Source organism: Aeromonas popoffii, assembly GCF_037818705.1.
In the GTDB taxonomy this organism is placed as follows: Bacteria; Pseudomonadota; Gammaproteobacteria; order Enterobacterales; family Aeromonadaceae; genus Aeromonas; species Aeromonas popoffii.
Genome location: NZ_CP149129.1, coordinates 4,472,362 through 4,485,787, shown reverse-complemented (window position 1 = coordinate 4,485,787; position 13,426 = coordinate 4,472,362). Strand labels below are relative to the sequence as shown.

At 62.5% G+C, this 13,426-nt stretch carries 13 protein-coding genes; 7 read left to right on the top strand and 6 right to left on the bottom strand.

Annotated elements, in window-relative coordinates; genetic code table 11:
* Positions 1-112 precede the first annotated feature (112 nt).
* Entirely contained in the window at positions 113-1,288 is a 1,176-nt protein-coding gene (locus tag WJM78_RS20795) for an iron-containing alcohol dehydrogenase (RefSeq protein ID WP_339011640.1), read from the top strand.
* Between the two features lie 159 nt (positions 1,289-1,447).
* Here the strand turns inward: WJM78_RS20795 and WJM78_RS20790 are convergent, their stop codons facing one another.
* The 3 genes from WJM78_RS20790 to WJM78_RS20780 all read right to left on the bottom strand — a co-directional run bounded on the left by WJM78_RS20790 (position 1,448) and on the right by WJM78_RS20780 (position 3,779).
* Positions 1,448-2,074 carry a glutathione S-transferase gene (locus WJM78_RS20790; RefSeq protein ID WP_339011637.1) on the bottom strand — a complete coding sequence of 209 codons (627 nt, stop codon included), beginning with the start codon at positions 2,072-2,074 and terminating at the stop codon, positions 1,448-1,450.
* Positions 2,075-2,185: 111 nt separating this feature from the next.
* Positions 2,186-3,454, bottom strand: coding sequence for an O-acetylhomoserine aminocarboxypropyltransferase/cysteine synthase family protein (locus WJM78_RS20785; RefSeq protein ID WP_339011634.1), 1,269 nt, complete (start codon positions 3,452-3,454; stop codon positions 2,186-2,188).
* 145 nt (positions 3,455-3,599) lie between these two features.
* Complete coding sequence (locus tag WJM78_RS20780) at positions 3,600-3,779, bottom strand: hypothetical protein (protein WP_212514222.1); 180 nt, start codon at positions 3,777-3,779, stop codon at positions 3,600-3,602.
* Between the two features lie 97 nt (positions 3,780-3,876).
* Here WJM78_RS20780 and sgrR point away from each other — a divergent pair, with 97 nt between their 5' ends.
* The 4 genes from sgrR to WJM78_RS20760 all read left to right on the top strand — a co-directional run bounded on the left by sgrR (position 3,877) and on the right by WJM78_RS20760 (position 9,262).
* Positions 3,877-5,553 (top strand): HTH-type transcriptional regulator SgrR, encoded by a 1,677-nt coding sequence (sgrR, locus tag WJM78_RS20775; protein WP_042039147.1) that lies wholly within the window; start codon positions 3,877-3,879, stop codon positions 5,551-5,553.
* Between the two features lie 191 nt (positions 5,554-5,744).
* Positions 5,745-7,922, top strand: a complete 2,178-nt coding sequence (gene katG / locus WJM78_RS20770; protein ID WP_339011630.1) for a catalase/peroxidase HPI — start codon at positions 5,745-5,747, stop codon at positions 7,920-7,922.
* 198 nt (positions 7,923-8,120) lie between these two features.
* On the top strand, positions 8,121-8,516 hold the full coding sequence (locus WJM78_RS20765; protein WP_042039144.1) for an acyl-CoA thioesterase: 396 nt from the start codon (positions 8,121-8,123) through the stop codon (positions 8,514-8,516).
* A gap of 32 nt (positions 8,517-8,548) precedes the next feature.
* Positions 8,549-9,262, top strand: coding sequence for a hypothetical protein (locus WJM78_RS20760; RefSeq protein WP_275931124.1), 714 nt, complete (start codon positions 8,549-8,551; stop codon positions 9,260-9,262).
* Between the two features lie 50 nt (positions 9,263-9,312).
* Here the strand turns inward: WJM78_RS20760 and WJM78_RS20755 are convergent, their stop codons facing one another.
* Together WJM78_RS20755 and WJM78_RS20750 are read right to left on the bottom strand one after the other, a co-directional pair.
* A complete protein-coding gene (locus WJM78_RS20755; protein ID WP_339011624.1) occupies positions 9,313-10,065 on the bottom strand; it encodes a lipase secretion chaperone in 753 nt (250 codons plus the stop codon).
* Positions 10,062-10,973 carry a triacylglycerol lipase gene (locus WJM78_RS20750; RefSeq protein WP_339011621.1) on the bottom strand — a complete coding sequence of 304 codons (912 nt, stop codon included), beginning with the start codon at positions 10,971-10,973 and terminating at the stop codon, positions 10,062-10,064. The genes WJM78_RS20755 and WJM78_RS20750 overlap by 4 nt, the downstream gene beginning before the upstream one ends.
* A 290-nt stretch (positions 10,974-11,263) precedes the next feature.
* On the opposite strand from WJM78_RS20750, the gene WJM78_RS20745 reads away from it, so the two are divergent.
* Both WJM78_RS20745 and WJM78_RS20740 read left to right on the top strand, forming a co-directional pair.
* Positions 11,264-11,689 (top strand): hypothetical protein, encoded by a 426-nt coding sequence (locus WJM78_RS20745; RefSeq protein WP_275931134.1) that lies wholly within the window; start codon positions 11,264-11,266, stop codon positions 11,687-11,689.
* A gap of 21 nt (positions 11,690-11,710) precedes the next feature.
* Positions 11,711-12,325 (top strand): superoxide dismutase, encoded by a 615-nt coding sequence (locus tag WJM78_RS20740; protein ID WP_108536767.1) that lies wholly within the window; start codon positions 11,711-11,713, stop codon positions 12,323-12,325.
* A 72-nt stretch (positions 12,326-12,397) separates the two neighbouring features.
* On the opposite strand, the gene WJM78_RS20735 is transcribed toward WJM78_RS20740, so the two are convergent.
* A complete protein-coding gene (locus WJM78_RS20735) occupies positions 12,398-13,240 on the bottom strand; it encodes a SanA/YdcF family protein (protein WP_339011616.1) in 843 nt (280 codons plus the stop codon).
* Between the last annotated feature and the right edge of the window lie 186 nt (positions 13,241-13,426).

The window sequence follows — 13,426 nt, the reverse complement described above, 5'->3', positions numbered from 1 at the left end:
TCTGCCCGGACACTATTTCTTTTGGGCACTATGCGGACCCGAACGCAATGCATGTGTTGATAGCCCACTCCCGTTTTTGACCTCATGGAGCCACTGGCGCACAATTCCCTGCGTGCATTCAACCGAGGGCTCTGCCGTGTACAACTTCCAATATGCCAATCCTACCCGCGTCTGTTTCGGTGAAGGCCAGATCGCCAGCTTGCCCGATCTAATCCCGGCGGACAGCCGCCTGCTGGTGCTCTACGGCGGTGGCAGCATCAAGCAGAACGGCGTCTATGAGCAGTTGACCCAGGCGTTGGCGGGCAGGGATTGGCAGGAGTTCCCCGGTATTGGCGCCAACCCCCGGTACGATCAGCTGATGGAGGCGGTGGCGCTGGTGAAGCGCGAGCGCATCGACTTCCTGCTGGCGGTCGGCGGTGGATCCGTGGTGGATGGCACCAAGTTCGTGGCCGCTGCAGCCTGCTTCGAGGGTGAAGATCCCTGGGAGATTCTGCTGCACAAGGCACCCGTCAAGGCGGCGTTGCCGCTGGGCTGCGTGCTGACCCTGCCCGCCACCGGCTCGGAGAGCAATCCCGCCGCCGTAGTGAGCCGGGGGGAGGCCAAGCTCTCCTTCATGAATCCGCTGGTGCAACCTGTGTTTGCCGTGCTCGATCCCGCCACTACCTACAGCCTGCCTGCCCGCCAGGTCGGCAATGGGGTGGTGGATGCGTTCGTCCATATCATTGAGCAGTACCTCACCTTCCCGGTGGGAGGCGAGGTGCAGGACAGGTTGGCGGAAGGTTTGCTACAGGTGCTGGTGGATAACGGCCCCAAAGCCCTGGTGGATCCCACCAATTATCAGGTGCGCGCCAACCTGATGTGGGCCGCCAGCCTGGCGCTCAATGGTCTCATCGGCCGCGGCGTACCGCAGGACTGGTCCACCCATGCTATCGGTCACCAGCTCACCGCGCTGCATGGGCTGGATCATGCCCAGAGTCTGGCGGTGGTGCTGCCCTCCCTGCTGCGTGAGCAGGCGGCCCAGAAGCAGGATAAACTGGCCCAGTTCGCCGAACGGGTGTGGCATTCGAGCCGGGAGGACAAGGCACTGCGCATCGAGGAGGCGATCATCCGCACCGAGCAGTTCTTCCAGCAGATGGGGGTGGGCACCCGTCTTGCCGACTACGGCCTGAGCGAGAGCTGCATCCCCGGCATCTGCTCCAACCTCAAGCGCTTCGGCCTGACGGCACTGGGAGAGCAGCAGGATATAGACCCGGACAAGGTCGCCCGGATCCTTTCCCACGCCCTGTAAGTCAGGGGTTTCAGCTTCGGGCGAAAGAGAGAGCCGGGCAATCACAGTCGCCAGGGTCCTTGCCCATGCACTCTGATCATTTGGCTGACGAGCTGAAAAGGACACGCCCCGATAGTCGGGGCGTGTTGCATTCTGGGGTGAGGCGCTGAGGGCAGAGGATCAGGCGCCCAGATCCAGCTCGCGCTCCAGCACCACTGCTTTTTGGCGGGCCTGATGGGTATTGAGTCGCAGCCAGTAGGTTTGCAGGTGCGGGAAATGGGCCAGCTGGCCGCCTTGGGCCAGCAGATCCACCAGGAAGGAGTTCATGATGTCGGCGCCGGAGAGACGCTCCCCCACCAGATAGTGGCGGTTTGCCAGCACCTCGTTCAGATAACCCAGCACCTTGGCACACTCCGCTTTGGCGTAGTCCGGCAGGAAGCGCATCGGGCTGCCATCTTTGCGCACGAACATATCCAGCAACAGCGGCAATATGCCTGAGCTCTCGGCAAAGTGGAGCCACTGCAGGTACTCGGGGTACTCGGGGCTATCCGTGGCCGGAGCCAGTCGCTCGGGGGCGTATCGGGCTATCAGGTACTCGGTGATGGCGCCGGATTCTGCCAGCACCCGGCCGTCGAGCTCGATAACAGGCGACTTGCCGAGGGGGTGGATGGCCTTGAGTTCGGGCGGTGCCAGAAAGGTGGTGGCGTCGCGCTGGTAGGCCTTGATCTGGTAAGGCAACCCCAGCTCTTCGAGCAGCCAGATGATGCGCTGGGAGCGGGACTTGTTCAGGTGGTGCAGGATTATCATTGAAACCTCGATTCGGTGGCAGGAGTCGGTATACGCGTCGGGGAGGTGACTGGTTCACTGGCATGGCGCAATCAAGAGAGCGGGCTGATGCCCGCTCGCTCAACGCCTGGCTTATGCCTCCAGCGCCTGATCCAGATCCGCCAGTATGTCCTCGATCGCTTCGATCCCCACCGACAAGCGGATCATCTCCGGCTTGACCCCGGCCCTGGCCTGCTCCTCCTCGCTCAACTGGCGATGGGTGGTGGAGGCGGGGTGGCATGCCAGCGACTTGGCGTCGCCTATGTTGACCAGCCGCTTGAAAATCTTGAGCGCATCGTAGAAACGCACCCCGGCCTCATAGCCCTCCTTCAAGCCGAACGAGAGGATGGCCGACGGCCGACCGCCCATGTACTTCTCCGCCAGCAAATAGTGGGGGTGACCCGGCAGACCGGCGTAGCTGACCCAGGCTACTTTCGGGTGATGCTTGAGGTGGTGGGCGACCTGAAGGGCGTTGTCCACGTGGCGCTCCATGCGCAGGCTCAGGGTTTCAAGCCCCTGCAGCAGCAGGAAGGCGTTCATGGGGGCCAGCGCTGCGCCGGTATTGCGCAGCGGCACGGTGCGCACCCGGCCAATGAAGGCGGCCGGGCCGAAGGCTTGTGTGTAGACCACCCCGTGGTAGGAGGGCTCGGGCTGGGTGAGCTGGGGGAAGCGTTCGGCGTTATCCGCCCAGGGGAACTTGCCCGAGTCGACGATGACGCCGCCCAGGGAGTTGCCGTGACCGCCGACATATTTGGTCAGGCTGTGCACCACGATATCGGCGCCGTGTTCAATGGGTTTGCACAGCACTGGGGTGGCGACCGTGTTGTCGACGATGAGCGGCACGCCACGGGCGTGGGCCACCTTGGCGAAGGCGGCCAGATCGACGATGTTGCCTGCCGGGTTGCCGATGCTCTCGCAGTAGACCGCCTTGGTCTTGTCGTCGATGAGGGCGGCGATGGCCTCGGCGCTGTCATCTTTGGCGAAGCGTACCTCGACCCCGAAGCTCGGCAGCATGTGGGCGAACAAGGTGTAGGTGCCGCCATAGAGCTGGGGCGTGGAGACGATATTGTCACCGGCGGCGGTCAGCGCCTGGATGGCGTAGGTGATGGCGGCAGAACCCGCCGAGACCACCAGACCGGCAATCCCCCCTTCCAGCGCGGCCATCCGCTGTTCCAGTACATCGTTGGTGGGATTCATGATGCGGGTATAGATGTTGCCCGGCACCGCCAGATTGAACAGGTCCGCCCCGTGCTGGGCGCTGTCGAACTCGTAGGCCACCGTCTGGTAGATAGGCACAGCGACCGCCTTGGTGGTGGGGTCGCTGGAAAAGCCGTGGTGCAGGGCCAGGGTCGCATCTTTCATCACACACTCCTTGTTGGATGTTGCTTGTCGCAGTTATAGATGGATAGACGTCCAATCTATCAGGCCCGTAGCCGATGTAAACAGCAAGATCCGGCAACGCAATTGCGCCAGCGAGCCCTTGAGCGACCTGTGTGAGGGATGGCACTCAGAGACGGCGACGATACTCCTTGTCGTCTATCTGGTGCATGTCCCACTGCATCAGGCGGTTGAGCTGGTGCATTGGATCCTCGATAAGGGGCAGCGGCTTGGGCAGGATCCGCTTGAAGTAACGACGCAGGGTCTGCTGGATCCGGTTCGGTTTGAGGGGGGTGGCTTGGCTCATCATAGTGCTCCTGTGCTGTGGTTCTCACGTTCGCCACCAGTATTGAGCTAAAATGAGGAAGTAAAAACTGATGAATTACAGCAATAGGATTTCCTCTTTTATGCCAACCGGTCGCCTCTACCAGCAATTTCAACGACTCGCTCAGCTGCTTGGCAGTGATGAGCGGGAGATCAGTCTCGCCGAGGTGGCGGATCTGCTCTGCTGCACCCCGCGCAATGCCCGTCTGCTGCTGCGGCGGATGCAGGATCAGGGCTGGCTCAGCTGGTCGGCCGAGGCGGGCAGGGGACGGCGCTCACGGCTGGTGTTACTGGACAGCCAGGAGAGCCTGACCCGGCGCCGGTTGCGGGATCTGCTGAGTCAGGGCCAGCTGGCGCAGGCGGTGCGACTGGCGGAAGATCGCCTCGATCTGCTTACCCCACTGCTGATCGAACAGCTCGGTCAGGCCACCCGGGAAGGGCGCCAGATCCTGCGGGTGCCCTACTACCGGCCGTTGCCCCAGTTGCTGCCGACCGGCCCCATGCGCCGCTCCGAAATCCACCTGAGCCGCCAGCTCTTCAACGGTCTGACCCGACGAAATGAGGAAAATGGGGAAATAGAGGCGGATCTGGCCCACCACTGGGAGTGCCTCGGCCCCTGTCACTGGCGCTTTTACCTGCGCCCGGCAGTGCGTTTTCACCATGGGCGCGAGCTGGGGGTGGAAGATGTGATCGAGAGCCTGCTGGCCCTGCAGGATCGCCCGCTGTTTGCCCATCTGGCCCGGCTGGAGAGCCCCTGGCCGCGCACCCTGGATATGTATCTCGATAGTCCGGATCCCCTGCTGCCCCATCTGCTGGCCGAGCCGGTAGCCGCCATCTTGCCGCGCGAACTCAAGGGAGAGGCGGGTTTTGCCCTGCAGCCGGTCGGTACCGGCCCCTACAAGGTGGCGGCCAACGACCCCCTGCACCTGTGTCTGGCGGCCTTCGACGACTACTTCGGTCTGCGCGCCCTGCTCGACGAGATCGACATCTGGATGTTGCCGGATCTGGCGGATCGGCTGGAGACCCACCTGCAGCTGGGCCGTGACCGCCCGGAGCTGGGCACCATGCGTGGCGAGTCGGAGCTTGAATCGGGTTGCTATTTCCTGCTGCAGGACGATCGTTCCGGATCCTTGCAGGATCCCGTCCTGCGCCAGTGGCTCGGCCAGCAGCTCAATCCGGTCGCCCTGATGGGGCGGGTCACCCCCGAGTTGCAGCGGGGCTGGACCAGTGCCCTCGGCCTGCTGCCTCACTGGCGTGAGGCCCTGCCTGCGCCGTTGCCAACGCCGGCCCGCTTGCCAGCGACCCTGGTATTGGCCTGTTTCAACCAGCATCCGGAGTTCAACGAGTGCGCCGTGGCCATGACCAGCCTGCTGGCGGAACAGGGGATCCGGCTCGAGGTGCGCACCCTGGATTACGGCCGCTGGGTGAGCGGGGCGGATGAAGACGTGGACCTCTGGCTCGGCAGCCTCAACCTGGAACACGAGCACGCCTTCGCCCCCTACGCCTGGCTGCTGGGCACGCCGCTGCTGCGTAAAGTGTGGGCAAGCCAGCGACCCCTGTGGCAGGGTCTGACGCAGTGGCGTGCCAGCGGTGAGGAGCCAGGCCCGCGCGCCCTGCTGGCCCGGGTGCAGCAACAGGGCTGGTTTGTGCCCCTGTTTCATCACTGGCTGGAGCTGGAGAGTCGGGTCGGGGTACACGGGGTGCGCATGACGGCGCTCGGCTGGTTCGATTTTCGCAGTGCCTGGCTGAGGCCGGAGTAAGTGCGACGCACGTGTTGCGGGTTGAACCGAGCTCGCCCCACCTTGTACCTGTAGGGGCGCTTTCGGCAGATCGTCATCCTGTCTTGATTGCGGTTTTTACGATGGGTCGGCAGGTCGCAGTTCATTGGACATTCAATTCCAAAGTGCCATGCTGGTTGAGGTTATGGACAGCAGAGCAAATGAGGAAAACGATGAGCAACAATTCAGAACGTTCCCAAGGACAATGCCCGGTCATGCACGGTGGTACCACCTCCGGCGAGCAAGCCAACATGGCGTGGTGGCCAAAAAGCCTCAACCTCGACATTCTCCATCAGCACGATACCAAGACCAATCCGCTGGGGCCCGGTTTCAATTACCGGGAAGAGCTCAAGAAGCTCGACATGGCGGCCCTCAAGCAGGATGTGACCACCCTGATGACCGACAGCCAGGATTGGTGGCCGGCAGACTGGGGCCACTATGGCGGCCTGATGATCCGTATGGCCTGGCACTCGGCCGGTACCTACCGCATCGCCGATGGTCGTGGTGGTGGTAGTACCGGCAATCAGCGTTTTGCTCCTCTCAACTCCTGGCCTGACAACGCCAACCTGGACAAGGCCCGGCGCCTGCTGTGGCCCATCAAGAAAAAGTACGGCAACAAGATCAGCTGGGCTGATCTGATCATTCTGGCCGGCACTGTGGCTTATGAGTCCATGGGGCTCAAAACGTTCGGTTTCGCCTTTGGCCGCGAGGATATCTGGCACCCCGAGAAAGACATCTATTGGGGAGCGGAGAAGGAGTGGCTGGCACCGAGCAGCAAGCCCGGTGGCCGTTACTCTGGCGAGCGGGATCTGGCCAACCCGCTGGCGGCAGTGATGATGGGTCTCATCTACGTCAACCCGGAAGGGGTGGATGGGAATCCGGATCCGCTGAAAACAGCCAAGGACATGCGGGTTACCTTTGCCCGCATGGCGATGGATGACGAAGAGACAGTCGCCCTGACGGCCGGTGGACACACGGTAGGCAAGTGCCACGGCAATGGGGACGCCAAGTTGCTCGGGCCCGAGCCGGAAGGCGCCGATGTCGCGGATCAGGGGTTGGGCTGGCTCAACAAGACCCAGCGCGGCATTGGCCGCCATGCGGTGACCAGCGGGATTGAAGGGGCCTGGACCACCCACCCCACCCGTTGGGACAACGGCTACTTCTACCTGCTGTTCAACTACGAGTGGGAACTGAAAAAGAGCCCGGCCGGTGCCTGGCAGTGGGAGCCCGTCAACATACGGGAGGAGGACAAGCCGGTGGATGCGGAAGATCCCGCCATTCGCCACAATCCCATCATGACCGACGCCGACATGGCGCTGAAGTTCGACCCCGAGTACCGCAAGATAGCCGAGCGTTTCCGCGCTGATCCGGCCCGTTTCTCAGACGCCTTTGCCCGTGCCTGGTTCAAGCTGACTCACAGGGATCTGGGGCCGAAAACCCGCTATGTGGGGCCTTATGTGCCGGCTGAAGAGCTGATCTGGCAGGATCCGGTTCCCGCTGGGCGTACCGATTATGACGTGGCTGTGGTGAAGGCCAAGATTGCCGCCAGTGGCCTCTCCATCAGCGAACTGGTCACTACCGCCTGGGACAGCGCCCGTACTTTCCGGGGCTCGGATCTGCGTGGCGGTGCCAACGGTGCCCGTATCCGGCTGGCCCCGCAGAAGGAGTGGGAAGGCAATGAACCGGCGAGACTGGCGCGGGTGCTCAAGGTGCTGGAGCCCATTGCTGCCGCCAGCCAGATCAGCGTGGCAGATGTGATAGTGCTGGCGGGTAACCTGGGGGTTGAGCTGGCGGCCAGGGCCGCCGGGGTCGAGGTGACAGTCCCCTTCAATCCGGGTCGCGGTGATGCCAGTCAGGCCCAGACCGATGTGGCTTCGTTCGACGTGCTTGAGCCGCTGGCGGACGGTTACCGCAACTGGTTGAAGGGGGACTATGCGGTCACAGCGGAGGAGCTGATGCTGGATCGCACCCAGTTGATGGGGCTGACGGCCCATGAGATGACGGTACTGGTGGGCGGCATGCGGGTGCTCGGTACCAACCATGGCGGCACCCGGCACGGTGTCTTTACCGAGCGAGAAGGGGTCTTGACCAACGACTACTTCGTCAACCTCACCGATATGGCCAACACCTGGCACCCAGCGGGAGAGCGTTTGTATGAGGTGCGCGATCGCAAGAGCGGCAAGGTGAAATGGACGGCGACCCGGATCGATCTGGTGTTCGGCTCCAACTCGGTACTGCGTGCCTACGCCGAGGTCTATGCCCAGGATGACAACAAGGAGAAGTTCGTCTGCGATTTCATCAGTGCCTGGAACAAGGTGATGAATGCGGACCGCTTTGATCTGATGAGTTAAGGCCGACCTGACAACCCCGCACACCCAGGTGTGCGGGTATTTTTTGTCCTGAGCCAACGGCAGGGCGGGGGTTGCGACACAGATTGGCCAGCGCTGGGGGAAAGCGCAGTACCCTGTCTTTTCGGACTGGATATCAGGTAACATCTTGATTCATTGATGATGGCTAGTTACCAAGCCCCTGCTGACAAGGAGTCGCCCATGCTGGAAATGCAGATCCAACCCCGTTTTCAAGAGACAGATGCCCTCGGTCACATCAACAATACGGTGCCGGCGGTCTGGTTCGAAGCGGCCAGGGATCCCCTGTTTCGCATCTTCTCCCCCGAGCTGGATGTGCATAATTGGCACCTGATCATCGCGGGTTACACGGTGCAGTTCAAACGGGAGCTGTTTTATGGCCAGCAGGTAGCGATCAAAACCGGGGTGCGTCGCATTGGCTCCAGCTCTTTCACGCTCTGGCAGGAAGCCTGGCAGGGCGGCGAGCTGGCCGTCACCGCCGAGACGACCCTGATCCATTTTGACTATCAGACCCGCCAGTCCCTCCCCCTGAGCGAGAAGCACAGGGAGGGGTTGCGGGCCTGGTTGGTAGAAAGTTAACCTTGGCCTATCGGCCAATCACAGGACACTTAATGCGCAATACAGTGATCGCCCTGAGTCTGGGCTTGGGGCTGGGGATCTGTTCCCTGCCCTCTGTGGCTGCTTCTCTCGCAGAGCAGTTCACCCTGATGGAGCGGGGGGCTGAGAACGCCCTCGACACTCGCCTGTTCAGCCATGATGGTGTCGACATCAAGGCCTGGATCGATGGTTTCCCCGTCATCATAGCCGTGCCCATCATGAACGAGCAGGGCAAGCTGGAAGGGGAGAGCCGTTACTACTTCAAGGGGGGCAAACTGTTCGGGGTGAAGGAGCCTGCGGCCCAGTTCGCCTTCGATGAAAAGGGGACGCTTACCCACTGGCTGGACGACAAGGGCCAGCCGGCCGAGTTCGTCAGCAAGATGGGCATGCAGCAGCGCGAAGCCTGGCTCACCAAACGGGCCGCCGAGTTGACTAAGCTATTTGCCCCGAGCCCGGTCGAGCAGAAGGCGGCCAAGGGGGAGGTCAAGCTGAAGGGGGCGGATCTCGCCCACTGGCTCTGCAATGGCAGGCTGATGGAGCTCGCCCGGGGTGACAAGGTGATCTTCGAGCAGGAGATGCTGAAGATTGGCGATCAGGGGATCGAGGGGGAAGTCTCCCTGCGTCAGGAGAAGGGGTGGCAGGATCTTAGCCTCAAGTGCGAGGTGCAGGGCACACAAGTGACCCGCCTCACCTGGCAGCCACTGCCCGGTGCCAACAAGCCGCAATGAGTGCGGTTGCAGCATGAACTAAGGGGGCCGCGTCGGGGCCCCCTTGTTGTTTATGGTTGTTCCCCGAGCTGCAGCCGGGTCAACGCCTCTACCCGCCGCCATTGCTCGGCGGGAAACCAGCGGGCCAGTATTTCCTGCTGCTGTTCGGCCCGAGCAAGGGCGGGCAGGGGCTTGAGTTCGGCCAGATAGCCCGCTAGCTGTCGTTCAAACCCTTGCCAGCCCTGCTCCAGCTGATGCAGCCGATCCATCGCTTCAGGTCCCAGCCTCTCCAGCAGCACGGCGTCGCGTTCGGCGGGCGTCAGTGGCTCCAACGCCTGCAGATCACCGAGCAGGCGGCTATTGGCCTCGGCTTCCCTGAACCACTGGGGCTGTTCCGCCAGCCAGAGATCGAGTTCATCGGCCAGCATCTTTTTGTCGGCCTCGCTCGTCTCTGCCAGCGCCTTGCGGCGCAGGGTCCACTGTTCCATTAACCGGTCTTCGGCAAACAGCTGATCCTGCTCGGCCGGGGTGAAGCTCTGCTGGCGCAGCTGCTCGCGCTCGTCAAACAGCACCAGCAGGCTGGCGAGGCCAGGATCCGCCGGTACCGTCAGGCTGCCCTCCGCCGCCAGAAAGCTCTGGTAGCGGGCCAGCAGCTCGTCCTCTGCGTTCGTCTCCCCCCGTTCCAGACGCTGGGCCAGCTGGTGGCGCAGGGCCCCCTGTTCGGGGGCCGCCGTCAGATCTGGCTGCGGGTCGGGCGAGAACAGGACGGCCCCCAGTAGCAGGGCCGCCCCGAGGAACACGGCGATTAGCAGGGATTTTTTCATAGTCCCAGCCTCTGCAAGCGATTGGCGTGCTGGCGATAGAGGGTGACAGGATCGGTTTCAAACAGGTGGTGGATGCCGAACGACTGATTCACCTCGTCCAGATGGTTCATCCGGTAGCCGGTACCGATCACCTTGCCAAGATGGCTGCTGCACACCCCGACCAGACCGTCGTTGGGCTCGCTGAAGAAGCTGCCGGTGAGGGCCAGCGCGGGATCCACCGGATCCAGTATGTTGGTCATGTTGCCGCGCCCGCTCCAGGAGAAGTAGTAGACGCCGTTGGCGGCCTGCAGCGGCCCTTCACCGCAATACTGGTCGGGTAACCCCTCGGGGTAGCGCTGGTTGAAGCGCTGGGCACCTGCGCTGGTCAGGGCATCGAGGGTGGCGAGGGGATCCTGTGGCAGCTGGCAGGCACCGGAGAGCAATGAGATAACGCCGGACAGCGCCGAGGCAGCGGCCATCGCCAGCTTCTCGGTCACCGAGCCCGGCGCCACCTTGGCGCGCACCAGATCGGCGATTTCGGAGCCATAGTTGGCGCCTCCCACGCTGGTGGCGGAGGCGACCAGCTCGGGGGCGACCGAGGCGACATAGCGTATGGTGGGGCCGCCGTGAGAGTGGCCAATGAGATTGATCTTGTCAGCCCCCGTGATGGCGAGTACCTGCTGCACCTGCTTGAGCAGCTGCTCACCGCGCCGCTCCGAGCTCTCGGTGGCAGAGACCTTGGCCACGTAGACCCGGGCGCCGTCCCGGGTCAGCGCCTGGGGGATCCCGTAGAAGTAATCGACCCCGAGCAACTTGTCGAAGCCGAACAGCCCGTGCACCAGCACTATGGGGTAACGGGTCTGGGTATAACCTGCCGCCTGGCCCAGTATGGGCAGGGCGCACAGCAGCACCAATAGCCATCTTTTCATCGTCATCATCCTTGTGAAAACAGGCTGCCGCTCCGACAGCCACCGGCCTCATGCCAGTGCCAACCAGCATGGCGAATAGGGTCGCTTGTATCTGTGCAAGTGATCACTAAACAGACAGATTCAAAAAAGCCTTACCCATATGGGCAGTGCTGTGGGGGGCGCTGGCACACGTATCCCTTGTGTTCGGCACTTATATAAGTTAAATAATAATTATTATCATTTGAGTGGTGGAGATCATGACGGGAACCTGGGTGAAGGGATGGGTCGGTTCGAGCGACGCCGACAGCAGCATGGTGAACTGGAAAGTGCAGACCCTGAGCGGCAATCGCCACTTCGATGCCGGCGAGCACGCCAAGGCGCTTGCCTATTACCAGCAGGCATTGTGGCTGGCGCGCCAGCAGTTGGCCTGCTGGCACGATGCAGACGAGGCGGTGGCCGCGCTGGTGGTGGCTCACCACAATCTGGCGGATCTGCTGGTGGCCATGGCGTTGCCGGAGCGTGCCGCCGATCTGCTGTGCCATATCCACGACTGTCTGCTCGCCACCAGCCAGTCCCCCGCCAGCCCTGGCCCCTTGAGGGATGCGGCCCTGCGCCACACCCGTAGCACCCGCACCGAGCTGCTCGCCTTCGTGCGCAAACATGGCACCCAGGATGCCATTCAGCGCTGTCTCGGTCAGTGTCTGTGTCAGACCGAGCCAGCCTATCAACTGCATTAATCACACTAAAAAGAGGTGATCATGAGTCATACCCTGCCCGCCCTTGCCTACGGCTACGACGCGCTGGAACCCCACATAGATGCGCTGACTATGGAGATCCATCACAGTCGTCACCATCAGACCTACATCACCAACCTCAACGCTGCCCTGGCCGATCTCCCCGAGCTGGCGGCCCTGACGGTGGAGGCGCTGCTTGCCCGTTTCGACAGCCTGCCGGTGAACGTGCAGGGGGCGGTGCGCAATCACGGTGGCGGTCACGCCAACCACAGCCTGTTCTGGCAGGTGATGAGCCCACACGGCGGCGGTGAGCCGAGCGGCGAGCTAGCGGAGGCGATCAATCGGGATCTGGGCGGACTGGAGGTCTTCAGGCAGGCCTTTACCCAAGCGGCGCTAAGCCGGTTTGGCAGTGGCTGGGCCTGGCTGGTGGTGGACGAGGAGGGAAGATTGCGGGTGGAGAGCAGCGCCAACCAGGACAGCCCCCTGATGCAGGGCCATGTGCCCATACTGGGACTGGATGTGTGGGAGCACGCCTATTACCTCAAGTACCAGAACAAGCGGCCCGATTACATCGCCGCCTTCTATCAGGTGATCGACTGGCACGAGGTGGCACGTCGCTATCGTGCCGCGCTGGCATGACCGTCGGCAGGATTGTGCACGCAGCCAAATGAAAGAGACCCGTCTGATGGCGGGTCTCTTGTTTGTGTCTTGTCAGGGCGTTGAAGCGGGGGCTGCGCCACGGGTTGCCATGGCCGAGCTGGTCGAGCGCTGCGCACTGGTTGCTGCGGCAGCGCTGGCGGTATCGGCCTCTTTGCTTGCGGTGGGCGCGCTGGCGGCAGGCGCAACCGGCGGGACGGGCAGGCAGGGCTGGCTTGCACCTATGGTGCTCAGGGTCTGGCAAGGGGTGGGGCCGCCGATGACGATGGGCTCGCCGAGGAACTTGGGCCCCTTGTCCAGCACGTAGAGATCGAGCAGTCCCATCAGGCGGGCGAATACCTCGCGTACCCGGGTCTTGATACCTTGATAGGCGCTGGGATCCTTGGCGTTGAAGCCGACGGCCTCGATGCCGAAGTGGCGGGCGATAAAGATAGCGCGCTCGTTGTGAAAGGCTTGCGATACCACGGTGAAGTGGGCCTGACCAAACACCTCCTTGGCGCGCACGATGGAGTCCAGAGTGCGAAAGCCGGCGTAGTCGCTGTAGATGGCCTTGGCCGGGATGCCGGCCTGGATCAGGGCCCGCCGCATCTGGCGTGGCTCGTTGTATTGCACGGTAGCGTTGTCACCGGAGACCAGGATGTAGTCCACTTTGCCGTTGTTGTAGAGCTCGGCGGCAGCCTTGATCCTGTACTTGAAGTAGTGGTTCGGACTGCCCCCTATCAGGTACTTGGAGGTGCCGAGCACCAAAGCGACCCGGTTGTAGGGGACCGCATCGACGTCGTCATAGGTGTAATGACGGGCATCCGAGATGGTCCACTCGCTGTAGCCCAGCAGCATGGCGGCAGATGCCAGCAACAGGCAAAAGCAGGCGAGGAGGATCTTGGCAAACTTCTTCATGCGCGGTGCGGTTCAGATCTGAAGTAATAGGTGACAGGGGGTCATTCTATTACAAGTTACCGCTGCACGTCAGGCTTGATAGCGGCCGATGGCATCACTCGGGCAAAGGTTGTCGCATCCTGTGGCTGGCTAACCGGTTGATCCTGCACCGATAAAAACCTCTCGTATAAAAACAAGGGGCAGCCG

Coding starts and splice junctions, on each gene's coding strand:
- WJM78_RS20790 (WP_339011637.1), bottom strand. CDS start 2,074: ATGATAATCCTGCACCACCTGAACAAGTCCCGCTCCCAGCGCATCATC.
- WJM78_RS20785 (WP_339011634.1), bottom strand. CDS start 3,454: ATGAAAGATGCGACCCTGGCCCTGCACCACGGCTTTTCCAGCGACCCC.
- WJM78_RS20780 (WP_212514222.1), bottom strand. CDS start 3,779: ATGATGAGCCAAGCCACCCCCCTCAAACCGAACCGGATCCAGCAGACC.
- sgrR (WP_042039147.1), top strand. CDS start 3,877: ATGCCAACCGGTCGCCTCTACCAGCAATTTCAACGACTCGCTCAGCTG.
- katG (WP_339011630.1), top strand. CDS start 5,745: ATGAGCAACAATTCAGAACGTTCCCAAGGACAATGCCCGGTCATGCAC.
- WJM78_RS20765 (WP_042039144.1), top strand. CDS start 8,121: ATGCTGGAAATGCAGATCCAACCCCGTTTTCAAGAGACAGATGCCCTC.
- WJM78_RS20760 (WP_275931124.1), top strand. CDS start 8,549: ATGCGCAATACAGTGATCGCCCTGAGTCTGGGCTTGGGGCTGGGGATC.
- WJM78_RS20755 (WP_339011624.1), bottom strand. CDS start 10,065: ATGAAAAAATCCCTGCTAATCGCCGTGTTCCTCGGGGCGGCCCTGCTA.
- WJM78_RS20750 (WP_339011621.1), bottom strand. CDS start 10,973: ATGAAAAGATGGCTATTGGTGCTGCTGTGCGCCCTGCCCATACTGGGC.
- WJM78_RS20745 (WP_275931134.1), top strand. CDS start 11,264: ATGGTGAACTGGAAAGTGCAGACCCTGAGCGGCAATCGCCACTTCGAT.
- WJM78_RS20740 (WP_108536767.1), top strand. CDS start 11,711: ATGAGTCATACCCTGCCCGCCCTTGCCTACGGCTACGACGCGCTGGAA.
- WJM78_RS20735 (WP_339011616.1), bottom strand. CDS start 13,240: ATGAAGAAGTTTGCCAAGATCCTCCTCGCCTGCTTTTGCCTGTTGCTG.